This is a genomic window from Methylomonas sp. 2F7 (genome assembly GCF_057126975.1).
This window is the reverse complement of the sequence record NZ_CP195203.1, coordinates 3,686,220-3,709,322: the sequence shown is the minus strand read 5'-3', so window position 1 is coordinate 3,709,322 and position 23,103 is coordinate 3,686,220. Positions and strand designations below refer to the sequence as shown.

The following is a 23,103-nucleotide window of genomic DNA, read 5'->3' as shown; positions in this document are numbered from 1 at the left end:
ATGACCTCGGTGTTGGCAGATATATTTTTTCTGGATATCCAGGATGCTTATGCTGAGGCGGCCAAGCAACAATGGCTGCGCGATGTCAATGGTGTTGAGCGCCTGCAATATTGCTATTACGACGGCTTGCTCACCGACATCGTACTACCGAATTTTATTCAGGTCCCCGCCGACAAGTTTGTCGAATTTTTTTCGCACAATCAATTACCGATACCGCAGCTGATCGCCATTTCTCAAGATGGCGACGTACATTTCAACAATATGCCCAGCGATGTTATTGACGAAGTGATGCAGTACCGCAGTCAATATCGCGTGCCGGACTATGTGCATTTCGATACTTATTTTATCGATCCGCTGCAGGCACTGAATGCGGCAAAGCAGCGCAATCGGGTGGTTTGCGATCATCCGACCATAGATGGCTTGCAGGTTTGTTATTACCGGGGCGAGTTACCCTCGCATGGTTTTGAGAATCTGATCCATCTGGAACTACCGGATTTGCAGGATTTTTTTATTCGCTCTCGCATGCGGTTCCCGGAGAATTTAGAGATTCCGGAAGAGTTAGACGAGGACGTTAAAGCCGAGCTCAAACAAGATATTGCCGCCGTCCGTAGTGCGGTCGAACGTCAGCGCCGGATCTTACTTCAGCAGCTATTGAACAAAGCCAAAACCTTAAAACCGCGCTTAGTCGGCAATAAACCGCCCAGGATATTCATTCCTACCAGCCGTTTGACTACGGTCATGCAATACAGCTCACGGGGCGTAGCCAAGGCTTTTGCAGATCTGGGTTGGGATGTGCTGCTTTACGTTCAAGACAATGAAATGGAAGGCAGCAATATGGTGGATATGCTGGAAAAATATATCAGCTTCGATCCGCACGCCTGTTTTTATGTGAATAGTTTAAACAATAGCTTCATGCACGATGACATCGTCAATCTAGTGTGGTGGCAGGATTTGATGCCGCAGCTGAAGAATCGGCAACCGTTAAAATGGCGAGCCCGGGATTTCAATTTGTCGATTTCGCCCTTGTTCGACCGCTATCTGGAGCAATGCGGGGCATCGAAAGTGGAACGTCTACATTTCGTGATCGACGACGAGATATTCCATGGCGACCAGCAAACCGCCCGGACAGACAAAATTGTGTTTGTCGGCAGTTCCTATCTGCCGGTGATAGATTCGGAAAACAGTCAGCATAAACTAGCGTTGGCTGCACTACTCGCGGTTATGGAGCAGGGTGGCCGCTTTGACGAAGCGACGGTTACCCAAATCGCCGCAGCCAGTTCTTTAAGCTATGAGTTCGTATTCTGGAAGCTGCTGCATTACGTAATCCGCGACCATGCCGTGAAATGGCTATGCGCCGCACAGGGATGTGCCGGTTTGCCGGTGGATGTCTATGGCCGCTATTGGGATCAGGACGCCGAGGTGGCGGCGTATTATCGCGGCGAGTTGCAACATGGCGTGGCGGTGGCGGATGTTTATCGTTCGGCGCGCTATGCCTTGGTTTGCCATCCTTTCGAAATCAACTCCCAGCGCCTTGCCGAAGTAGCCGCCTGCGGCTGCATTCCGCTGGTATACGATTGCCGGGATGTCGCCGAGCCGCCGCATTGGGACGAGTATTGCCTGTTCTTCAAAACGGCCGAAGAATTGCAAAACATCTTGCGTCAGCGCTTGCAGCCGGCCAAGCCGCCGGAAGGCTTGGCTCAACAGTTTACCTATAAGGCCGCTGTCCGGCGTCTAATCGATTTAACCGATTTACGCGCGTTGACTAATGGTGAACATACCAAAGCACCGGAGCCGGAACCGGTAGCAGTTTTGCCCGCACTCTGTGGCGAGAACGTATCGCTAATCAGTAGCTTGGAGTCCGCGCGGCAAACCTGTCTTACCAATCTGCAAAACAATCTGTTGTGCCTGGCCGAATATCGCCCTGAGTTAGGCCAAGCCTTATTGGCCGCCTGGCCGCACCAGCAAATAGCCATCACGGTCGATCAAGTTATCGCCGGCGAATACTGGCGGATTTCGGTGGAGACGGATGGCAAAGAAAGCTATCGGCTCGACAATATTGCATTGCTTGAGCATAAAGGCTTGATCGAGAATAACATTGCCGAGATGACCCGTGAAAATACCTGTTGCTATGCTTTGGTGGGCTTGGGTTCTGGTTACGAGTTGTTGGCAACATTTAACGCGACCGCTCTACCCATCACCGAGATGGCAGAATTTGAAGTACCCGTTTATCTGCTCGAATCCAAGCCGGAAATATGGCTATTGAATCTGCTATTGCATGATTTACGGCCTCTATTGCTTGCCCCGCGCTTACGCATTTATCACGATGAACATGTTGAGGCCGATTTATTTGTCGAGTTTTCGAAATTCGAAGCCGCTGTACCTGACGTGTTGTTCAATCTCGATCCGCAAGCGCAGATTGCGGCAGAGCGAGTTTATCAATTATCAATGCTAGCCAAGCAAGATAAAGCCGAGCGGCACCTTGTAAATTTGCAGCAAATTGCCGATTACTATCGCGGTATCACAGCAGATGAGTGGCGACGGAAATTTAGTCCGGAACATGCCGGCCAACTGCGCGTACTGGGGTATATCTCGCGTTTCTCCAGTTTTCTCAAATACTGTATGCGCGACTGGCTGGACGGCTTCGAGCGCTTGGGCGCGACGATCCGCTTTTGTAGCGAAACTGAAAACTATTACTTAAGCAATATCGAGCATTTAATAGACGAGATCAATTGTTTCAAGCCGGACATTATCCTGACCATAGATCATTTTCGGCATGAATTTTCTGGCATTCCCGAGTCCGTGCCATTTGTAAACTGGATACAGGATATGTTGCCCAATATCACCGGTAACACATCGGCGATGACTAAAATGGATTTTACCTTCGTATTTTCTCAACATTGGCTGGCAATGAACGGTGGATCTTTATACAAAGATTTTCCGGTTGAGTATTTGCCTGTGGGATTCAACGATCATTATTATCATCCCGAGCAGAGCAACGTTTTCGAATACGACTTTCTGGTGATCAGTCATTTGGTTGATGCGGAACGGACGTTTCTAGCGTTTGAAAATGTTCCCTCCGAAGATTGGTGTTTCGATCATCATGAAACTGCGCTATTGGATCAGGGAATATTCGAGCGTGCCGAATTAGTCGACATCTACCGATGCGTAATCGCTTATCTGCAAGGATTGTCGGCCAACCAGTTTCATCAACTCAGGGTAGATAGTCAAAGTGACGGCTTTGCCGCCATTGTGACCTTGTTGAAAAGCCAAGGTGTTTTGGTGGACGCTGCGGCAGTTAATTTACTGCTGGCTGGAAGTTCCACCCGGTTTCATTTTGACTATTTGCTGAGAATGAAAACCGCACCGATTGCCACGTTGATCGATGCCGGCTTGAATATTAAATTGGCGCTTTATGGCAGGAATTGGGACAGATTTGACCGGTTTTTGCCTTATGCCAAAGGTATTGCCGACAACGGCGAATTTATTAACCACCTAATGAATTGCTCGAAAATCTGTTTTAACGGCAGTCCGGGGACGACGCTACATATGCATGCTTTGGAAATACTGGCATCCGGAGCCTTCATGCTGTCCCGGGCCACTTACAAAGATGGCGCGCCACTAGCCGATTACTATGACGAGCATGAAGTGGCCTACTACAACGATGAAGCCGATCTCGTCGAGAAGGTTAAGTATTATCTAGCCAACGGCGAAATACGCCGGAAAATGGCCGAGCGAGCTTATCAAAAAACTATCGGGTTATTTTCTTATCAGGCTATTTCAGGGCGGGTTTTGGACTCTATATGTAATAGATTCGGTGGTAATTAGCTTGTTGGTGTATTTCAGGATAGCGGAGTAATGGTATGTTGATGAGTGGTCAAGAGTTTGGCGAGTTATTGGGGGTGAAACCCTTGCCAAACTTACATCTGGAAATATCGTTGGGCTGCAATATCAGTTGTGCCATGTGTACTTTTCACGATAATTTGAAAAAATTCCGAGTGATGTCCGCTGCTCAAGTTAAAAATTTGAAATCGGGTTTCGATTATTTCGGTCAAATTCATATTGGCGACGGTAGTGAACCGTATATCAATCCGGATTTATTCGAAATCGTCCGCTATTTAAGCGATATGGGAGCCAAAGTTTCGGTACAAACTAATGCCAAGTTGATTAGGACCGCTGCCGATGCCGAGAAATTGGTTAAATCCGGATTGATGCTGTTGTCGCTTTCGGTCGACGGCGTCAACGACGCTACGGTGCGTAAAATCCGCGGCGGCCTGGGATTTAGTGAAATTTCCAGGGCTATATATTTAATCAACGAGGCTAAATTGCGTTTGAATTCAAGTACTCCGCATTTGGCAAGTAACGCTGTTGCCATGCGCTGTAATTTGGATGAACTGCCGGACCTGGCGAGCTATCTGCTCGATAACGGTTTTTGCTCATTTCGCATTGGTTTTTTGGAGTTACGGAAACCCAATAACGACTTGGTCGGAGAACTGCTGATTTACGATATTCCGAAGGCGATAGAGACTGTGGCGCGGGTCAGAAAACTTGTGGAGTGCCATCCAAAAGCCATGCATTTTGATGACAGTATTTTTCAAGTCGGCGTCGGTTTGTTACGGCGCGAACAATGCACCGGATATCAGGACAGATTATACGTCAATCATGCTGGCGATCTTTGGACCTGCTATGGCAAACAGAAATTGGGCAATATATTCGAAAACGGCCTGGAAGGACTGATCGTTTCCGATACTTACGCCACCTATAAGCGACAAGTGACCGAGCCAGGAAATCCGATATGTCAGGCCTGTACTTTTTGCCAGATTATGTCCTTGGATAAAGTAACCGATCATTTCGGAAAACCAGCGCTGGAGTATTATTCTCTTGAGAAAATAGATGAATCCATTAGCTATGCTAACTCAGGCGGTGAAGTGAGAGATTTTTGGCGAGATGCGGCTTTAACCGCTTAAGCTATTTTACAAACATAACAAGAAGCAGACTGGATACTCGTTAAATAAGTCAGATATTACAGGAATGATTAAGCATATTTCTATTTTCATGCCCACCGAGAGTGCGTTTCATCGGCGGCTGTTCGGCTTTATAGGTTTAGCGTTTCAAAAGCAGGGCTTATTAGTCAGCGGGGCTTGCAAATTATTGAACGAGACGGAAATAAGGGACTGGGTCAGGGAGAAAAAACCGTGTGCTATTTTTGAAATGAACCGGGTCAAGGATGAAATTCCGATATTGCACGAGCTGAATATTTTGCATATTTCCTGGGTGGTGGATATGCAGGGTCGATGTGAAAGTGACATTACCGGTAGCGATATTACCTATGCCTTAGATCCAGGATGGTTGGAAAGTTTTAATCCTGGCGGGTATCTGGATTGGATGCCGCCCGGTACCTGTGTTGAAACCTATTTTCCTGAAAATATTGCGAGCGATAGCAATACTGAGTTCAGCTTTATTGGTCATATTCCTCAACCGTGGACGACACAAGAGTTATCGCGGGTTTTGCATCCGGATAATCCGCGCGTCACTTTTGAGATGTTGCTCAAACGATATAGCGAATATATGGATATCAATACCTATTGTGAGCAAACTCACGAGTCCTGTGTCGGTATAATTGATCGGATCGCAAGCGAATTGCTGGGGTATTCGTGCGAGTTGAGTGACGATATTTATTACGATCTGCTAATTCGAATAAAACGCATGAGTAATCGTACCGAATTGATTGACTTTGCATTGCGGTATTCCGAGTCAATTGCTATTTACGGTAGTCAGAACTGGCGTGTCTGGAGTAAGTATCGGCAATATTATCGTCGGTTTATAGAGAATCCGTTGGAACTCAACAGAGTTCATCAAAAATCCAATATCAATTTGCACGATGGGATTTCCTTTCATTTTCGCGCCATCGATTGCATGGCCTCGGGCGGATTGTTGATGTGGTATGACTATCGCGATGGCGATAAGTACGATAGCTATAATCCCGGAAGAGCAATTTATACTCGCGGACTTTCCGATTTTTTCACGCCGCAATTTCATTATTACGAGTTTAAATGGCTGGACTTTGACGATGTTTACCAGCAATTGAAAAGTATTCGATATCAAGGCAGTCAGGCGCAAAAACAAACGCTGGAACTTATTAAAAGTCATCATACTTGGGGTGTCCGCGCCGAGCAGATTCTCGAACATATTCAAGCGTTGTAGTACGTCCGGACTAGTTATTAATTTTTAAATTGAATCGCGACCGAGTGTTAATAGATTATTCAAAAAAAACTTTACAGGAATATCACGTTAGTGCTGTTCCCTTCGTCGGGCTTCAGCAGGAGTTTGCCGAACGCCGACAATTGCTGACAGCCGCTTTCGAGTCGGTAGGGCATTCCGCCAGCTATATTTTGCGAGATGACGTAAGAGCGTTCGAGACGGCCATCGCCGATAAACTGGCGGTGAAGTTTGCGATTGGCGTCAACAGCGGTACCGACGCATTGTTTTTGGCGTTGAAAGCCTTGGGTATCGGTGCCGGCGATGAGGTGATAACCGTTGCGCATACGTTTGTGGCAACGCTGGCGGCTATCGTGCATTGCGGCGCCAAGCCGGTGCTTATCGATATCGGCCAGGACTTTAATCTCGCGACCGACGCTTTGCAGGCAGCAATTACGCCAGCTACCAAGGCGATCATTCCTGTGCATATGAATGGTCGTTGCTGCGACATGCCGGGTATATTGGCAATAGCCGAACACTATGGGGTGGCAGTGGTTGAAGACGCTGCCCAAGCGCTGGGAGCGCGCATTGATGGTCGGTATGCCGGTAGTTTCGGCAAATTGGGCGCCTTTAGTTTGCATCCGATGAAAAACCTGCATTGTTACGGAGACGGCGGGTTGGTGACCACTAACGATCCGTTACTGGCGGAGAAAATCCGGATGCTGCGCAACCACGGCCAGAATGAAAACAAGGATTTGATGGGATTTGGTTTCAATTCCCGGCTGGATAATCTGCAAGCCGCCTTGTTGAATGTGAATTTGCGGTATTTTGCGGATGATATCGATAGACGCCGGCATATAGCTGCTCGCTACCATGCCGGGCTTAGCGATTGCCAAAGTGTGCATTTGCCGCTTTCCTGTCAGTCCAGTGGGTGTTTTGATGTGTTCAGCGCTTATCCGGTACTTTGCCAGGACCGGGCTGGATTGATCAGGCATTTGCAATCACGGCACATAGAATGCTTCGTTCATTGGCCGCAGCCCTTACATCTAAATCCGCAGTTGCAGTTGGCACCGGTTTCTCTACCAATGACCGAGCGGGTGGCCCGCGAAGTGTTGTCATTGCCGATACATCCATTTCTGGACGATGCGCAATGCGATTATGTGATTGCGTCAGTCAGGGAGTTTGCCGGTGGCCGTTAATTATTTCATTACCGGAATCTGCGGCTTCGTCGGCAGTGAACTGGCTATCGCGTTGGCGAAAGCAGGCTATCGGGTTGCGGGCGTAGACAGAATGATGCCGCATGCCGACACGGCCGGCGAGTTTGCCACGCTCGGTATTCGGTTTCATCATTTGGATTTACTGGACAGGAGTGGCTTGGCGCCGTTACTGACCGATATAGACATTGTGGTGCATGCTGCCGGCGTATCACGGGTTAGCGATGCACGAGCCAACCCAATGGAATGCGTCAACTCCACGGTTCTGGCGACTACTAACTTAATAGAATTACTCGCCGGAGCGGCTCGCAAGCCTTTGATTATCTATCTTAGCACCCGCGAAGTCAGTTACTACGATACGTTGGACGACACTCAGGTCAATGTCGATCATATCTATGCAATATCCAAAAAATCTGCCGAGCAATTGCTGTTGGCGTTCGCCAATAGCTACGAGATGCCGTTAGCGATTTGCCGGCTGTCGGATGTTTACGGTGGAAAGCGCGATCACGTCAACAAGTTGTTGCCGACGTTTGTAAAGCGCGCCAAGCAAAATCAGGCGGTAAGAGTGTTGAATAACCAAACCCGCTTTCATTTCACTCACATCCAGGATGTCATCGATTCGATTTTGGATATTGTTATGTTGCTGCAAACATCAGGACATAGGCAGCGGTGTTTCGAATTATGGTCGGATGAGTCTTACACCGCCGAAGAGTTGGCGGCCTTGGTCGTATCCAGTTTTAAGTCCAACTCGCGTATCGATTACGCTGTGCACGGGGTGGTGCAGGATATCGGGCGGATTCGGCTTGAGTCTCGGACCTGGCAGTTCTCACCCAAATTCAGTCTGAAGGAAGAATTGAATCGCCTTTCGGAAAGCTATTAGCCGGGCGGCTCTGGAAGGTGTTGTCTTAGCCGGTAACTTAGCCCTGAAAGCCCGTCTACCTGAATGGCTTTGCTGCTGCTGTAAGCCGCCAGGTCGGCAAAACTTTCCAGCAAAGTATCAATATCATGCAACGGATAGCGGAAAATGTTTTCCTCGGGGTAATCGCCTTGCAGCGCAGCAAAATTCAAGTCAACTTTTAAGTCATCCGCCAAATCTATGGCTGTACGCATCTCAGCCAAGGTGCTGTTCATTACCACATAGTTCCAACGGACCAGTTTACGGCTACTCCGGTCCGTCGCTTGAGCCGATGCCAAAAAGTGCAATGTCGCCATCACTTGCCGGTAACTTAGCCCTAGCCTTATTTTTTCGAATGTCGATTGCTGAACGCCATCTATAGAGAGCAGAAAAAATACCGGATTGTCATGCTCGGTCAGTGCGGCAATCCGCTCTTCGGTCAGCAGGCTGCCGTTGGTGATGACATATTTGACGAGATCGGGATTGTCGGTCGTATCGAATTGACGCAGATAATTGAAAAAGCTCTTGCTGCTGAATACCTCGCCACCTTGCCAGCGGAATACCTTGGCCGTTGGTCGCAGTGTTTCCAGTTTTTGCAATATGTCCTCCGAATGCCGCATGTCACTCATGTGTGGTTGCGGACACATGATGCAGTCGGCATTGCAGCGTAATACCGGCTGGGTGTCGACATAGATTGGCAGGCCGGACAGTACTTGCGCCTTGTTGCTGTATTCGGCAATGACCGTGGTGATATTGCGTTGCAGGGCAGACTCCGCGACGGGCAGTTCAAAGTCCAAGTTAATCAATTCGTTCGCTGGTGGCGGCTCATCCGGTGCCTCTTTACGGCCACGCAAATAGGGACATTCGATTTCGCAGCCGGCGGCGATGTAATCCCCCTCAGCTATCAGCCGTCGAACAGTTTGTGCGGCGTCCGAATTCCAGAGTTGCGCAATACTGTGTTCATGAATACTTCCGAAGCGCCTACGGTTTTGCGGACAGCAGGTGACGTGCCCTGCGGCATTGATCCAGAGATCGGCCCAGGGGTGTATGCAATGATGATGCTCTGCGCTATTTTGCAAATCCGAGAATGTCGCCGGTTTGTTCATTTCACAGCCTCTTCTGCATAACTCAGAAACAGATTGGGTGGGCTGAATACCCAATCAACAGCGCCATGTTCGAGCGCTTTGATGATGTCTTCGGCACTGTTGACGATGGGGTCTTCGTGTCTATTGAAAGACGTATTCAATAGACATAATCCACCTGTTTTTTTGTACCAGGCCATCAACAAATCATAAAAAAATGGGTTGGTTTTCCGGGTCACGATCTGTGGTCTGACGGTTTCGTCTACATGAATTGCTGCGGGCGAATTTAATCTGAATTCATCTGTCACTGGAAAACTCAAAGTCATAAATTCAGCGGATAAACAGGTGTTCTGATAATTTTTTAGGCATCGGTCGGCTAAATCTTCCGCTATGCTGGGTGCGAACGGCATGAAATCATCGCGTTGCAAGCGCAGATTGATTTGGGCAGTGATATTTCTATCCCGCGCCGAGGCCAAAATACTTCTATGCCCCAAAGCCCGGGGCCCGAATTCGCTGCGACCCGATACGAGGCCAACGATTGCCTGTTGCTGCAGAATGCTTGTCAGTTTTTCGATTGCATTGACTTCTACCTCTGCGCGAATGCCATGTTTCTCCCAGGCATTGGAATCGGTCGACAATTCGCACTTGGGACCCAGATAGACATGATCAAGCACGGTCCGCGCTTCCGCCTTAGATAACAAATAGTGATAAACGCCGCCTGCACAGATACCACCATCGCTCATGGCTGGATAGACGAATACCTCATCGACACAGTCGAGCTGGCGGATTTTCTGGTTTAATTTGACGTTGGCAAAGACGCCGCCTGCCAAGCAGATTTGCTTCAAGCCGGAGGATTTGACATGTTTTTCGATCAAGCGGCAGACGATATTTTCCAGCTGTTGCTGCGCGGCGGCGGCCAAATCGTCGCGTTTGAAGCGCGCTGCCTGTTCGGTCAATGCCGCAGAATAATTGCTGAAAAACGGCGTGTAGAGTTCGCCGAACGCCGGACAAATTACCTCATCCTCCAAACGAATGATCTGCCCGATAAAGTCTTGCGCGGCTTGTGGATCGCCTAAAGCGGCCAAGCCGGTGACTTTGCCCTCATGGCGATTGGCGCTGAAGCCGCACAAATGGGTGATACGCCCGTAAAAATAACCCAGGCTGCGCCAACTGGGGCTGACATAGAGCTCTTCGATACCGTTGCTGCGGTCGGCGCGGCTAATGGTCAGCGATTTAAAGTCGCCGCGGCCGTCGGCGGTAATCACGAGCGCCTGGACAAATGGCGACGGTGCAAAAGCCGCTGCCTGATGGGATTGGTGGTGGCTGCAATTGTAAATCGGCGTATCCGGAAACAGGTCGCGGATTGCCGCGAAAAATGCCCGACGTTTGGTTTTGTCGATTTGCCGCTCGGTTTCGACGCGTTGCCTGATTATTGAACGAGTGGTTTCGTCTGAAATGGTTTCCGCTGACAGTAAGCTGTCGATATAGGCTTGTTCGGCATCGCTATCAATAAAGTCTTGACTGAAGCCGTAACAGATCAAGTCAATATCGCTGCACGTCAAGCCACTTTCTTGCTGGATCCAGGCTATTGAGCGCGCGGGGAAACTATCGTCAAATTTTTTGCGAGTTAAACGTTCTTCACTCACTGCCAGTACTATTCGACCATTCTGAAACAGGCAAACGCCGCTTTCGCTGCCGGAGGTAATGCCCAGTATATTCATTGATTAAGCCAGTCGCGGAAATAGGTTAACGAGGCGTGTAATTGCTCGATACGCCAATCCGCCAGGTTGGGATTGGGTGTGGCATCGGCGATTTGCCCGCGATAGGCATCGACGCCACTGTGTGTTCTGACCAAAAAATATAATGCTACGAGTACGGTGGCCGCGTCGCGCTTGGGGTAATGGCTAAGGCTTGCCATAAGATCGGTCAATTTGCCGGCCAGATCAGCGATTTGTGGTGAGGCTATAGCGTTCTCGGTGTGGGCTTGGCCGGTTGCGATCACCCCGTTGCTTAGGTTGAAGGCGGCAGGGTGGTCTATATGCCATTTCACGCGAAAGTTTTCGTCTTGGTCCGAGAAGTCGAAGTCAAATGCCGGTGCCGAACAGTGCCACTGTAACTGTAGTCGTTCAGCATCGGCGACGAATTGCTGTGGCCGAAATGCTAGCCATTGTGGGGTTAGCAGGTCATCAATTAAGTCACCGACAAACTGATTGTCCATTGCATAGGGATGTAACAGCCGGTAAGCGCGTAGCAGCTGTTCGGGTGTCAATCTGCCGACGCTGGCGGTCCTTAACATCGCCACCAGCCAGCGACTCCAGGTTCCGGCGCGGTAAACCCTGAATAAAATGTCGCTGTTTGCGGCCATGTTCGGCAATAGTTTACCTAGAAAGCCTTCGCGATCGGCTAGGTGATGATAAACCCCGGCGACGAAGGCCAGATCAATATCGTGCGCGGACCCCAACGAGTGGCTGATATCAGCTTGTTCACTAATAATATTTTTTATGCCGTTTTCAGCGACGTACCGATTTAGAAAATCGACATGTTTGGAATTGATGTCCAGGTGGTAAACCTGCCGGCAACCCAACTCCTGGAAGACGATGGCCTGCCAGCCGGAACCAATATCGAGTATGGTTTTATCGCGGAGTTGTTCTATTGATATCCCGAATTTGGCCAGTTCGGCGCAAATTCTGCGTCGATACTTTTGCAAGGTCTGCTGCGGATCGGTATGGATATGGCTGTGTACATGTTCGGCGTAAAACTCGGTCATGGCCAACTGTGCCGGTAGTTCGGGATCAGACCACATGGTAATAGTCCTTGATGATCTTGGCGGCACGCTGAGTCCAGGTATGTTTGGCCTGGATTTGTTGGGCGGCGTTGCTGACGATTGTTTGTCGAGCCTGTGCGTCGTGCAGGTATCTTTCGGCGTGTTCGGCAAAATCGTGTTCCGAAAACGGCACGTAATGCACGAAAGGTTCGAAGATTTCCAGGATGCCGCCCTCCGCTTTATCGTCCGGTGTCCGCTTTACGAACATCAGGCCACCGGCCGACATGGCATCAAATACCCGAAAATGCGGCCCAACACCTTCGTGCAGATTCAATTTGGTGGACTGATAAATCTGCTTTAACTCATGACTGTGATCGACAAAATGGTGATAGTGCGGGCGGTATTGCGGCCAGTCCATCCAATTTTCCGAGCCGTAAATCCTCACTGACGCCGAGTTTTCCAGGACTAGCGACATCAACTGATGACGATTTCGTAGTCTAATCATGCGACAGCCCAGATCGTAACGCAGCCTTTGGTCGGCGATCTCCACCGCATGGCCGTAACGTTCTTCGATCAATTGGTAGGCAGAATTAAGATAGGTTACGTTTTCAAAGTTTTCGAAACTTATGTTTTGCCAATAATCGATCAGTTCGTCGTGCAGCCTGCCGAAGTTGATGGGTTCTTGCTGATGTCGGCAAATTTCTCGCGACAACTCTTCCTCGGTCCAGGGTTTGGGAATATGGCCGACAAACGAAAAATCCGAGAGCGGTTGTTGCGGCTGAAAGTTATAGCTAATTTCACATGTGCCAGGCGGTAACCAGTCAACCAAGCCGCCGTCAGCCGTAAACGCGCGCTTCCAATTGCCGCCGAAAAAATAGGTTATATCGCTGCCATGGTAGTAATCTACGGTATGGCCCAGGGTGTCGACAATCCAGGCGATATGCTTGATGTGGGCCGGCAGATTGGGTAAGGCACTGCGGGCACGGTTCATTTCAAAGATCAGATCGGGTTTGAACTGATGGCAAAATTCCAGCAGACAGGGTTCGTCATAATGGCTGACGGAGGCAAATACCTCCACGTCGTGTTGTTCCAGGCCTCTTTTTAAACCGAATAGTAAAGATAAGTAGAATGTGTTGGCGCGAGGCATGAATATTGCCGCGCGTAAGCGTCGCGAAGTCATAATTGCAGCGTATCAAATCCAATTTTGATGGGGCCGTTAGCGGACCCGAAAGCTAAAGCAGATTGGTCTATTCTTATGTTGAGTTCCAATTTTTCAGGACAAATTAAACCACGGGAATGCAAATTAACACACTCGTTGTCATTCCGGCTCGGAGCGGCTCTAAGGGCTTGCCGGATAAAAATATCAAGTTACTCGGCGGCAAACCATTGCTTGCCTGGACCGCGCAAGCTATAGCGCAAGCTGGTTTGACCGGTTGTCTGAGCATCTTATCGACCGATTCGCAGAAATATGTAGAGGAGGCCGAGCAAATCGGCCTGCAGGCGCCATTTATTCGTCCTGATGATTACGCTACGGATACCGCATCGGCCCTTCAGGTTGCAGAACATGCTTTACATTGGTTTCAACAAGCGCATGGCTATTTACCGGACCAGCTAATGTGGTTACAACCGACGTCCCCTTTCCGTTCCCCGGCTATAATTCATCAGGCGTGGACTATGCTGGTGTCAGGAAAGGCCGATGCGGCGATAGGCTGTAAGGAAATCCATCGCGACTTGACCACGCTGTTTCGTTGCGATGACGGCTTTTTATCGCCCTTGAACAAAACCAAGCCGACTCAGACCGCTCGCCAGCAGATTCAGCCGCTGTTGACGCCCAATGGCGCGATGTATTGCTGTAAAACGGCATATCTGTTGGAACATAAATCGTTATATCCCGAAAGAACAATGCCGCTGATCATGAATGCAATCCAAAGTCTGGATATAGACACCGAAGAAGACTGGGCTATTGCCGAGGCTTTTATTAAACAAGGACTGGTATGAACAAGGTTTTAGTCACTGGCGCCGACGGTTTTATCGGCTCGCATTTGACGGAAATGTTGGTAGCGCGCGGCTTTCAGGTGCGGGCGCTGGCGCAATATAACTCCTTCAACAACTGGGGTTGGCTCGAAGATGTGGTCCGTAAAGACCAAATTGAGGTAATTTGTGGTGATGTACGCGACCCGCAGTTTTGCCGGCTTGCCTGCCGTGATGTTGATACGGTGTTCCATCTGGCGGCATTAATTGCCATCCCGTATTCCTACCAGGCCCCGGACAGTTATGTCGATACCAATATCCGCGGCACGCTGAATATATGCCAGGCGGCGCGCGATAATGGCGTCGGGCGAGTGATTCATACCTCCACCAGCGAAGTTTACGGCACCGCGCAATATGTGCCGATAGACGAGAAGCATCCGTTACAGCCCCAGTCGCCTTATAGCGCCTCGAAAATCGCCGCCGATGCGATGGCGATGAGTTTTTTCAACGCCTTCAATCTGCCGCTGACGATCGCTCGGCCTTTTAATACCTATGGCCCCAGGCAATCTGCGCGGGCGGTGATTCCGACCATCATCACGCAGATTGCCAACGGTAAAAAACAGATCCAACTAGGCGATGTGTCGCCGACTCGCGATTTCAATTATGTGGAAGATACCTGCCGCGGCTTTATCGCCTTAGCCGAAGCGGAGCAAGCTATCGGCGAAACGGTCAATATCGGCTCCAATTTCGAAATCTCGGTCGGTGATACTTTAAATATAATCAAAAGCATCATGGCCAGCGATGTCGAGTTTTTGGTCGATAAGCAAAGGCTGCGGCCGGAAAAGTCGGAAGTGAACCGTTTGTGGTGCGACAACAGCAAAATCAAGCAACTGACGGATTTTGCGCCGCAAGTGAGTTTGGAAGAAGGTTTGCGCCGCACCGTGGCTTGGTTCGGCAACGCAGACAATCTGAAAAGATACAAAGCGGATATTTACAATGTTTGACAGTTTTATCCGCCTGGTCCGCGAGATTTATCAAACTAATGATTTTATTCCGCTACACGAACCGCGCTTTGCCGGCAACGAGAAGCAGTATCTGTTTGATGTGATCGACAGTACTTTCGTATCCAGCGTTGGCCCTTACGTCAGCCAATTTGAAATCAAAATCGCCGAATACACAGGCGCCAAACACGCCATAGCGACCGTCAACGGCACGGCTGCGCTACATATTGCCATATTGCTTGCCGGCGTTCAGCCTGGCGAGGAAGTGCTTACCCAGGCGGTGACTTTCGTTGCCACGTGCAACGCCATTCATTACTGCGGTGCAGAGCCGGTGTTTGTGGATATTGAGGCTGGGACGCTGGGTTTGTCGCCGCTAGCCCTGGCGGAATTTTTAGAGCAATACTGCGAGCGCCGTGACGATGGCGTTTACAACAAAAGCAGTGGTAAGCGCATCGCCGCCTGTTTGCCGATGCATACCTTCGGTCATCCGTGCGATATGGCTGGATTGTTACGAGTATGCGACGACTACGGCATACCGTTGGTGGAAGACGCCGCCGAAGCCTTGGGCAGCCGACTTGACGGCCGGCATTGTGGGAAGTTCGGTAAACTGGGCGTGCTCAGTTTCAACGGCAACAAAATCATCACCACGGGTGGTGGTGGGATGATCTTGACCGACCATGATGATCTCGCGCGGCGGGCCAAACATCTCACAACCACCGCAAAGCTGCCGCACGCCTGGAAATTTACGCACGATCAAATCGGTTTTAACTATCGGATGCCAAACCTCAATGCGGCGTTGGGGCTGGCTCAACTTGAGCAATTGCCGATTTTTGTCGAACGCAAACGCGTGTTGGCGCAGAGTTACCTGGAATGGGCTGCGGGCGCTGGTGTGGAAATCGTCTCGGAACCGAGCGATGCTTGTTCTAATTACTGGCTGAATGCCTTGTTACTGGATGATGTGGTGCAACGCGATGCCTTCCTTGAATACAGCAACGCTCAAGGCGTCATGACGCGCCCGCTATGGGATTTGATGGTGGACCTGCCGATGTATAAAGATTGCCAACACCACAGCTTGGTGCAATCAAGGCGTTTGGCAGAGCGACTGGTCAATGTCCCCAGTAGCGTGGTCTTGTGATGGCTAATGTGCCGCGCAAAATTTGCGTTATCACGGGCTCCAGGGCTGAGTACGGTTTGTTGTACTGGTTGTTACGAGACATTCAGGATGATAGTGAATTGGCGTTGCAATTAATCGTAACCGGCATGCACCTGTCGCCGGAGTTTGGTTTGACCTGGCAACAGATTGCCGCCGACGGTTTTGCTATCAATCGCAAGGTCGAAATGCTGTTATCTTCGGATACGCCGGTGGGTATCAGTAAGGCCATGGGTTTGGGCTTGATTGGATTTGCCGACGCCTTAAATGAATTGCAACCGGATATCGTAGTTGTCTTGGGGGATCGATTTGAAATATTCGCAGCTGCGCAGGCGGCGATGAATTTACGCTTGCCCCTTGCCCATATCCACGGTGGCGAACTGACCGAAGGTGCGGTGGACGATGCCATCCGTCACGCCATTACCAAAATGGCTCACTTACATTTCACCTCAACCGAGGTTTATCGGCAGCGGGTGGTTCAACTCGGCGAGCAGCCTGATCGGGTATTCAATGTGGGTGCGCCGGGACTGGATAATGTTTATCGCTTGCCGTTGCTCGACAAAGAACAGTTGGAGCAGGTGCTTGGTTTTAAGTTTGGCAAGCGCAATCTATTGGTTACCTTCCATCCGGTTACCTTGGAAACGGCAACCGCTACCAAGCAGTTTGATCAGTTATTGCGGGCCTTGGATGAGTTCGATGACGTTCATATCATATTTACCCACGCCAATGCCGATGCCGATGGCAGGGCCATAGCTGGGATGATAGAAGATTATCGGCAACGTCATGCGGATCGGGTGACCAGCTTTGTTTCCATGGGCTCTCAGCGTTATCTATCTGCATTGAAGCTGGTCGACGCTGTGGTTGGCAATTCTTCCAGCGGTATTTTAGAAGCGCCGGCATTTAAGGTTGCCACCGTCAATATTGGTGATCGCCAGCGAGGACGGATCTGTGCCAGTAGCGTAATCCACTGCGCGCCGCAAACCGATGCGATCCGCGCCGCCCTGCTAAAAATATTTTCCGGCGAATTTGCGAATACCCTGAAGTGTGTCGAAAACCCCTACGGTCAGGGCGGCGCTTCGGCGCAGATTAAAGAGCTTCTGAAACACACGCCTGTGGATGGGCTGCTGAAGAAGCGTTTTTACGATTTGAAGGTGGTTGTATGAGTGTTTTCATCATTGCTGAGGCAGGTGTCAATCATAACGGCAGTTTGCAAACCGCCATGCAACTGGTCGATGCGGCGGTAGCTGCCGGTGCCGATGCGGTGAAGTTCCAGACCTTTAAAGCCGAGAAATTAGTGACTTGGGCTGCGAGCAAAGCCGAGTATCAGAAACAAAGCACTGGTGTAGCCGAGAGCCAATTGGACATGTTGCGCAAGCTGGAGCTGAAATACGAATTTCATTTTCAGTTGCGTGACTATTGCCAACGCCAAGGTATTGAGTTTCTTTCGACCGCGTTTGATTTCGATAGTTTAGCGTTTTTGGTGGACGAACTCGGTCTATCCAGATTGAAAATTCCGTCGGGTGAGATTACCAACGGGCCGTTTTTGCTGGCCCATGCCCAAACCGGGAAGGATATTATTGTCTCTACCGGCATGGCCACTCTCGGTGAAGTGGAAGCGGCGCTGGGTGTATTGGCGTTTGGCTTTCTAGGTTGGGAGCAACCGTCTCTGGCTGCATTTCAGCAAGCCTACGGCTCGGAAGCGGGGCAAGCGGTTTTACATGAAAAAGTCACCTTGCTGCATTGCACCAGCGAATATCCGACGCCGATGACGGATGTGAATTTGCGGGCGATGGACGTGTTGCAGCAGGCTTTTTGCCTGCCGGTCGGCTATTCAGATCACACCGAGGGGCTGGTCGTGCCGATTGCCGCTGTGGCGCGAGGTGCAATATTGATCGAAAAGCATTTCACCTTGGATCGTAGTCAAAAAGGTCCCGATCACCAAGTATCACTGGAACCGACTGAATTAAAACACATGGTGCGGGATATTCGCGCCGTCGAACAGGCGCTTGGTCGTCCGGGCAAGATGCCGCAAGCCTTGGAATTACAAAATCGTACGGTCGCCCGCAAAAGTTTGGTGGCGCATACATCAATAGCCGCGGGTGAAATTTTTAGTGCCGAAAATTTGACGACCAAGCGGCCCGGAACCGGTCTGAATCCGATGGAATATTGGCGATTACTTGGTCAAACCAGTCATCGTAGCTATGACGTGGATGATTTGATCGAATGAGTAAACCGGTCATTTTACTGGGAGGCGGTGGGCATGCGCGGGTGTTGCTCGACATGTTACGGCGGTTGGAAATCGAAATACTGGGCATGGCCGATCCGCACCGACTGCCAGGAAGCGAGCATTTTGGGGTCAAAATACTGGGCGATGATTCGGCAATACGGGCTTACGCAGCAAACGATATCGCGTTAGTCAACGGCATAGGCTCTCTGCCACGCGGCGCTGGCTTGCGCGGAAACCTATATGAACAATTTGTGAAGCAAGGGTATGTGTTTCAAACGTTAGTTGATCCGCGCGCGTTTACAGCCGGTGGCGTGCAACTCGCACAGGGCGTACAGGTCATGGCCGGCGCCATTATTCAGGCAGGCACAAAAATTGCTGAAAACTGCATAGTCAATAGCGGAGCCATTGTAGAGCATGATTGCCGCATTGGTCGTGATGTGCATATAGCGCCGGGTGCGGTGCTGAGTGGCGGGGTGGAGTTGGGCAATAACGTGCACATTGGCACCGGCGCCACCATCATTCAAGGCCTAAGAATCGGTTCCGGCAGCGTGGTGGGCGCGGGCAGCGTGGTGACGCGCGATATCGGTTGTAAGCAGATTGTCTATCCACCGCGTTCGCATATACAGGATTTGTAACTGGATTAATAAATGAAACAGCATTGGCAGCAGGTTTTGATTCGACCAGAAGCGACGTTGCGAGCGACTATCGAGGTGATTGATCGTGCCGCCTTGCAGATTGCTCTAGTCGTAGACGACCAAGAAAAATTGCTGGGTGTCGTCACGGATGGTGATATTCGTCGGGCCTTGATTCGCGGATTGTCCTTGGAGCATCCGGTTTTTGAAGTGATGAATAAGCGGCCGAAAGTTGCCGCTTTAAATGACAGCAAGACCCAATTGATAGCCATTATGGAAGGCCATCATCTCTACCAATTGCCGGTTGTCGATGAACATGGCAGGGTGGTGCGGCTGGAGTCGTTGCAAGCGTTGTACAAGCAGCCGGCATACCCAAACCCGGTTTTTTTGATGGCGGGTGGGTTTGGTACGCGTTTGCGGCCCTATACGGACGAATGCCCCAAACCACTCTTAGAAATCGGCGGCAAGCCGATTTTGGAAACCATTATTGAGAATTTCGTTAAGTCGGGTTTTCGGCAGTTTTACATCGCCGTGCATTATCGCGCGCAGCAGATCAAAGACTATTTTGGTGACGGGGGGCGGTGGGGCATCAAAATCGATTATATCGACGAGAGCGAGCCTATGGGTACGGCTGGCGCGATTGGTTTAATGCCGGACAATTTGCCGGACGTACCCTTGATTGTGATGAACGGCGATATTCTGACTCAGATCGACTTTTCCAGGTTATTGGCCTATCACAACGAGCAACAAGCTATCGCTACCTTATGCGTACGCCAATACGAATACCAAATTCCCTACGGCGTCGTGAGATTGGAGCAGCAAAGAGTCGTAGGGATAGAAGAAAAGCCCTTGCAAAGCTGCTTGGCCAACGCGGGAATTTATGTGCTGGATCACAGTTTGATCAACAGCATCGCAATGCAGCAAAAGCTGGATATGCCGACCTTATTAAACCAACAAGTGGCTGCAGGCGAGATAGTCTCTATGTTCCCGGTCAATGACTATTGGTTGGATATAGGTCGCGAAGCCGATTTTCTAAGAGCACAGGGCGAATTCGCCAAGTATTTCTGAATTAGAGGGTTAAAGTTCTCCAAACCCGGGCCGATACATCATTCGAGTTTGAAACAAATCTTTTTAATTCAACACAACACAAAATCTTCGAAGCGCTGAACGTTCTCGAAATTTGGAGGGTAACATCATGGCAATGGTAATCAACACAAACGTCAATTCGTTGAACAGTCAACGTTTTTTGAATAAAACCAATGATTCGCTAGCAACCTCAATGGAGCGTTTGTCTTCTGGTTTGCGGATTAACTCAGCAAAAGACGACGCGGCGGGTTTAGCCATCAGCGATAAAATGACATCGCAAATTCGCGGTATGACCGTAGCAGTGAGAAACGCCAACGACGGTATTTCGATGGCGCAAACAGCGGAATCCGGTATGGGTGCTATTACCGATACGTTGCAACGTATGCGTGACCTTGCGGTTCAAGCGGCCAACAGGGCGGCGGTAAGTGGTTCCGACCGGGACAAACTGCAAACCGAGTTTAAACAGCTGGGTCTTGAGATCAAAAGGATTATTCAGAACACCGAATTTAACGGTAAAAAAATCTTGAACGGCTCATTGGCGGGTGCTAACTTCCAAGTAGGTGCCAATACCACGACAGACAACCAAGTTTCTGTTACTGTTTCGAACTTGGAAAAAGTTAACAGTCTTAGTGCCTTGTTTGGCGCTGCGGGATATTCGATCGGTTCGGGTGCGGCTTCCGCCAAAGTTAGATCGGCAATTTCAGCTATTGATAGTGCGATCAAAAAGATCGATACTTTCCGTTCAACATTGGGTGCTATTCAAAACAGGTTTACTACTACTGTAGCCAACCTGCAGTCTTCGATAGAAAACCAAAGCGCCGCGAGATCCCGTATCCTGGATGCCGATTTTGCTACAGAAACATCCAATTTGAGCAAAACGCAAATATTGCAACAGGCCGGTACAGCGATGCTGGCGCAGGCTAATCAGTCCGGTCAATCCGTGTTGAGTTTGCTAAGGTAGTTTTGATAGGGGGGTTGCGGACCGTAACCTCCCGTTTAATACGAAAAGCATAAGGTGAATGTCATGAACAGTGAGATTTCAAATGTGTTAAAGCTATCTCCCGTGACTGTTGCTAAAGCTGATAAGCAAACGGATGAAAAATCATTTGCGGGAGCCAGGGTCGATGCTGACAAGCGTAACCCTGGTGTTTCCGCGTTGCAAAATGACTCGACTGTATCCTCTTCAGTTTCGAACCAAGATCAGGACAAACAGAATGAAGTTAAGCCTTCTTTCGATTCGGTAAAAAAAGCGGCGGATAAAGGAAATTCGTTGCTTCAATCGGTTAACCGTAATCTCCAATTCAAAGTAGATGATTCAACCAAGGAATTAGTGGTGAAAGTCGTTGATAGTGAAACGGGTGATGTCGTGCGGCAAATTCCGTCCGAAGAAATGCTGGCGTTTATCAGAAGAATGCAGGAGTTGGATGGCCAGCAAGGCTCTATGATTCAGGATCGTGCTTAGCAAGTTAGTCGGGTGAGGAGAGTGTCATGAGCATCGTGTCGTCAACGGGTATTGGTAGCGGTATCGATATTGGCACACTGGTTAGTCAATTAGTGACCGCTGAAGGTCAGCCGGCACTAAATGCGATTCAGCGGCAAGAAGACGCGGCAAATACCAGATTAAGCGGAATCGGCAGCTTGAAAAGTGCGTTGTCGGATTTTCAGACTGCGGTCAATAAACTGAAAGATGGAAATCTATTCAAAACGCATAAAGCCGCATCTGCCGACGAATCAATCTTAAAGGTTGCCGCGGGCGCGGGGTCCGTGGCGGGTTCTTATGCCTTGGAGGTTACCCAGTTGGCAAAGGCGCAAAAATCCATTTCGGCCGAGTTTGCCAGCTCAGCTGCCACTGTAGGCACAGGATCTTTGACTATTGCTACTACGGCAGGTGCCTCGTTCAACGTGACGATTGGTTCCGGTAGTAATTCGTTAACAGGTATAAGGGATGCTATCAACAACGCTTCCGGTAATACCGCCGTTACCGCGAGTATCGTTAACGTCGACAACTCTACCGGCACCGGTACAATTTCCAAGCTGGTCCTCACAGCCAAAAATTCCGGACTTGCAAACGCATTTACCGTGACGGGTACTGATGATGATGGAAACAACACCGATACCTCGGGATTATCCCAAATTTTTTCGTCTAATTTGAGTGCTCAGGCGACTGCTACCGACGCTATTATCAAAGTCGATGGTCAGACCGCAACGCGCAGCACCAATTCGATAACAGACGTAGTACAGGGGCTGACTTTAGACTTGAAATCTGCTCAAGTGGGTACCAAGGTGAACGTTGATGTCAGTTTGGACAATGAAGCCATCAACAAAACTCTGACAAGTTTCGTAACCGCATACAACAAGCTGCACACTACCGCCAAAGACTTGGGTAAATACGGTGGCGGTTCCAGCGGTAGTAGTTCCGGAAATGGCGCGTTAATCGGCGACGCTACGTTGCGTTATGTGACTTCCCAAGTCAGACAGGATTCGGCAAATCCAGTTTCGTCAGCGACCGGCAATTACAATTCATTAGCCATGATAGGCGTGAAAATAGATAAAGATGGTGTGATGTCATTGGATAGCACGCAGCTTAACACTGCACTGAGTGCCAGCTTGCAGTCGGTTAGCGATGTGTTTTCGTCGTCTGACGGTGTGGCGACTCGGCTTTACTCAAAATTAGATAATTTGTTGCAATCGGGTGGACCATTGGATAGTCAGCAAACATCGCTGAAAAAACAATTGTCTACCTTGGAAGATCGCAGAGCCGACGTGCAAGTTAGATTAGATAATTTGCAAAAGACTTTGCAAAAGCAATTCACAGCCATGGACGTCAATGTAGGTAAATTTAAATCAACCGGTTCTTTTCTAAGTAACTGGATCAGCAAATTGTAA

General features: G+C 49.7%; 19 protein-coding genes. 15 read left to right on the top strand and 4 right to left on the bottom strand.

Features of this window, described 5'->3' with window-relative positions; genetic code table 11:
- The 5 genes from ACR64Q_RS16650 to ACR64Q_RS16630 all read left to right on the top strand — a co-directional run bounded on the left by ACR64Q_RS16650 (nt 1) and on the right by ACR64Q_RS16630 (nt 8,289).
- A complete protein-coding gene (locus ACR64Q_RS16650) occupies nt 1-3,825 on the top strand; it encodes a glycosyltransferase family protein (protein ID WP_313732477.1) in 3,825 nt (1,274 codons plus the stop codon).
- 35 nt (nt 3,826-3,860) lie between these two features.
- Nucleotides 3,861-4,964, top strand: coding sequence for a radical SAM protein (locus ACR64Q_RS16645; protein WP_313732476.1), 1,104 nt, complete (start codon nt 3,861-3,863; stop codon nt 4,962-4,964).
- Nucleotides 4,965-5,028: 64 nt separating this feature from the next.
- Nucleotides 5,029-6,201 (top strand): glycosyltransferase family protein, encoded by a 1,173-nt coding sequence (locus ACR64Q_RS16640; protein WP_483823348.1) that lies wholly within the window; start codon nt 5,029-5,031, stop codon nt 6,199-6,201.
- Nucleotides 6,202-6,245: 44 nt separating this feature from the next.
- Entirely contained in the window at nt 6,246-7,394 is a 1,149-nt protein-coding gene (locus ACR64Q_RS16635; protein ID WP_313732474.1) for a DegT/DnrJ/EryC1/StrS family aminotransferase, read from the top strand.
- Nucleotides 7,384-8,289 carry an NAD-dependent epimerase/dehydratase family protein gene (locus ACR64Q_RS16630; RefSeq protein WP_313732473.1) on the top strand — a complete coding sequence of 302 codons (906 nt, stop codon included), beginning with the start codon at nt 7,384-7,386 and terminating at the stop codon, nt 8,287-8,289. The genes ACR64Q_RS16635 and ACR64Q_RS16630 overlap by 11 nt, the downstream gene beginning before the upstream one ends.
- Here the strand turns inward: ACR64Q_RS16630 and ACR64Q_RS16625 are convergent.
- Genes ACR64Q_RS16625 through ACR64Q_RS16610 form a run of 4 tightly spaced genes read right to left on the bottom strand, consistent with a single transcriptional unit; the run spans nt 8,286 to nt 13,297 of the window.
- Nucleotides 8,286-9,410, bottom strand: a complete 1,125-nt coding sequence (locus ACR64Q_RS16625; RefSeq protein WP_313732472.1) for a radical SAM/SPASM domain-containing protein — start codon at nt 9,408-9,410, stop codon at nt 8,286-8,288. The two genes, ACR64Q_RS16630 and ACR64Q_RS16625, sit on opposite strands and share 4 nt — an antisense overlap.
- Nucleotides 9,407-11,107: a carbamoyltransferase C-terminal domain-containing protein gene (locus ACR64Q_RS16620; protein WP_313732471.1), complete on the bottom strand. Its 1,701-nt coding sequence runs from the start codon at nt 11,105-11,107 to the stop codon at nt 9,407-9,409. Before ACR64Q_RS16620 ends, ACR64Q_RS16625 begins: the two co-directional genes overlap by 4 nt.
- Nucleotides 11,104-12,189, bottom strand: a complete 1,086-nt coding sequence (locus ACR64Q_RS16615) for a class I SAM-dependent methyltransferase (protein WP_313732470.1) — start codon at nt 12,187-12,189, stop codon at nt 11,104-11,106. The genes ACR64Q_RS16620 and ACR64Q_RS16615 overlap by 4 nt, the downstream gene beginning before the upstream one ends.
- Nucleotides 12,179-13,297, bottom strand: coding sequence for a glycosyltransferase (locus ACR64Q_RS16610; protein ID WP_313732469.1), 1,119 nt, complete (start codon nt 13,295-13,297; stop codon nt 12,179-12,181). The genes ACR64Q_RS16615 and ACR64Q_RS16610 overlap by 11 nt, the downstream gene beginning before the upstream one ends.
- Before the next feature lie 149 nt (nt 13,298-13,446).
- Between ACR64Q_RS16610 and ACR64Q_RS16605 the strand changes: the two genes are divergently transcribed.
- The 10 genes from ACR64Q_RS16605 to fliD all read left to right on the top strand — a co-directional run bounded on the left by ACR64Q_RS16605 (nt 13,447) and on the right by fliD (nt 23,103).
- On the top strand, nt 13,447-14,148 hold the full coding sequence (locus tag ACR64Q_RS16605; RefSeq protein WP_026602087.1) for an acylneuraminate cytidylyltransferase family protein: 702 nt from the start codon (nt 13,447-13,449) through the stop codon (nt 14,146-14,148).
- Nucleotides 14,145-15,125 carry an NAD-dependent 4,6-dehydratase LegB gene (locus ACR64Q_RS16600; protein WP_313732468.1) on the top strand — a complete coding sequence of 327 codons (981 nt, stop codon included), beginning with the start codon at nt 14,145-14,147 and terminating at the stop codon, nt 15,123-15,125. Before ACR64Q_RS16605 ends, ACR64Q_RS16600 begins: the two co-directional genes overlap by 4 nt.
- On the top strand, nt 15,118-16,257 hold the full coding sequence (locus ACR64Q_RS16595) for a LegC family aminotransferase (RefSeq protein ID WP_026602085.1): 1,140 nt from the start codon (nt 15,118-15,120) through the stop codon (nt 16,255-16,257). Before ACR64Q_RS16600 ends, ACR64Q_RS16595 begins: the two co-directional genes overlap by 8 nt.
- A complete protein-coding gene (neuC, locus tag ACR64Q_RS16590; protein ID WP_026602084.1) occupies nt 16,257-17,435 on the top strand; it encodes a UDP-N-acetylglucosamine 2-epimerase in 1,179 nt (392 codons plus the stop codon). Before ACR64Q_RS16595 ends, neuC begins: the two co-directional genes overlap by 1 nt.
- Entirely contained in the window at nt 17,432-18,499 is a 1,068-nt protein-coding gene (neuB, locus tag ACR64Q_RS16585; protein ID WP_313732467.1) for an N-acetylneuraminate synthase, read from the top strand. Before neuC ends, neuB begins: the two co-directional genes overlap by 4 nt.
- Entirely contained in the window at nt 18,496-19,134 is a 639-nt protein-coding gene (locus tag ACR64Q_RS16580; protein ID WP_026602082.1) for an acetyltransferase, read from the top strand. Before neuB ends, ACR64Q_RS16580 begins: the two co-directional genes overlap by 4 nt.
- A gap of 12 nt (nt 19,135-19,146) precedes the next feature.
- A complete protein-coding gene (locus ACR64Q_RS16575) occupies nt 19,147-20,199 on the top strand; it encodes a nucleotidyltransferase family protein (protein ID WP_026602081.1) in 1,053 nt (350 codons plus the stop codon).
- A 127-nt stretch (nt 20,200-20,326) separates the two neighbouring features.
- Nucleotides 20,327-21,178 carry a flagellin domain-containing protein gene (locus ACR64Q_RS16570; protein ID WP_020484854.1) on the top strand — a complete coding sequence of 284 codons (852 nt, stop codon included), beginning with the start codon at nt 20,327-20,329 and terminating at the stop codon, nt 21,176-21,178.
- A 63-nt stretch (nt 21,179-21,241) separates the two neighbouring features.
- Nucleotides 21,242-21,679, top strand: coding sequence for a flagellar protein FlaG (locus ACR64Q_RS16565; RefSeq protein ID WP_020484855.1), 438 nt, complete (start codon nt 21,242-21,244; stop codon nt 21,677-21,679).
- A 26-nt stretch (nt 21,680-21,705) separates the two neighbouring features.
- Nucleotides 21,706-23,103 (top strand): flagellar filament capping protein FliD, encoded by a 1,398-nt coding sequence (gene fliD / locus ACR64Q_RS16560; protein WP_026602080.1) that lies wholly within the window; start codon nt 21,706-21,708, stop codon nt 23,101-23,103.

Bases quoted from the DNA above. Each gene is read 5' to 3' on its own strand.
- ACR64Q_RS16650 (WP_313732477.1), top strand. From the start codon at position 1: ATGACCTCGGTGTTGGCAGATATATTTTTTCTGGATATCCAGGATGCT.
- ACR64Q_RS16645 (WP_313732476.1), top strand. From the start codon at position 3,861: ATGTTGATGAGTGGTCAAGAGTTTGGCGAGTTATTGGGGGTGAAACCC.
- ACR64Q_RS16640 (WP_483823348.1), top strand. From the start codon at position 5,029: ATGATTAAGCATATTTCTATTTTCATGCCCACCGAGAGTGCGTTTCAT.
- ACR64Q_RS16625 (WP_313732472.1), bottom strand. From the start codon at position 9,410: ATGAACAAACCGGCGACATTCTCGGATTTGCAAAATAGCGCAGAGCAT.
- ACR64Q_RS16620 (WP_313732471.1), bottom strand. From the start codon at position 11,107: ATGAATATACTGGGCATTACCTCCGGCAGCGAAAGCGGCGTTTGCCTG.
- ACR64Q_RS16615 (WP_313732470.1), bottom strand. From the start codon at position 12,189: ATGTGGTCTGATCCCGAACTACCGGCACAGTTGGCCATGACCGAGTTT.
- ACR64Q_RS16610 (WP_313732469.1), bottom strand. From the start codon at position 13,297: ATGCCTCGCGCCAACACATTCTACTTATCTTTACTATTCGGTTTAAAA.
- ACR64Q_RS16605 (WP_026602087.1), top strand. From the start codon at position 13,447: ATGCAAATTAACACACTCGTTGTCATTCCGGCTCGGAGCGGCTCTAAG.
- ACR64Q_RS16600 (WP_313732468.1), top strand. From the start codon at position 14,145: ATGAACAAGGTTTTAGTCACTGGCGCCGACGGTTTTATCGGCTCGCAT.
- ACR64Q_RS16595 (WP_026602085.1), top strand. From the start codon at position 15,118: ATGTTTGACAGTTTTATCCGCCTGGTCCGCGAGATTTATCAAACTAAT.
- neuC (WP_026602084.1), top strand. From the start codon at position 16,257: ATGGCTAATGTGCCGCGCAAAATTTGCGTTATCACGGGCTCCAGGGCT.
- neuB (WP_313732467.1), top strand. From the start codon at position 17,432: ATGAGTGTTTTCATCATTGCTGAGGCAGGTGTCAATCATAACGGCAGT.
- ACR64Q_RS16580 (WP_026602082.1), top strand. From the start codon at position 18,496: ATGAGTAAACCGGTCATTTTACTGGGAGGCGGTGGGCATGCGCGGGTG.
- ACR64Q_RS16575 (WP_026602081.1), top strand. From the start codon at position 19,147: ATGAAACAGCATTGGCAGCAGGTTTTGATTCGACCAGAAGCGACGTTG.
- ACR64Q_RS16570 (WP_020484854.1), top strand. From the start codon at position 20,327: ATGGCAATGGTAATCAACACAAACGTCAATTCGTTGAACAGTCAACGT.
- ACR64Q_RS16565 (WP_020484855.1), top strand. From the start codon at position 21,242: ATGAACAGTGAGATTTCAAATGTGTTAAAGCTATCTCCCGTGACTGTT.
- fliD (WP_026602080.1), top strand. From the start codon at position 21,706: ATGAGCATCGTGTCGTCAACGGGTATTGGTAGCGGTATCGATATTGGC.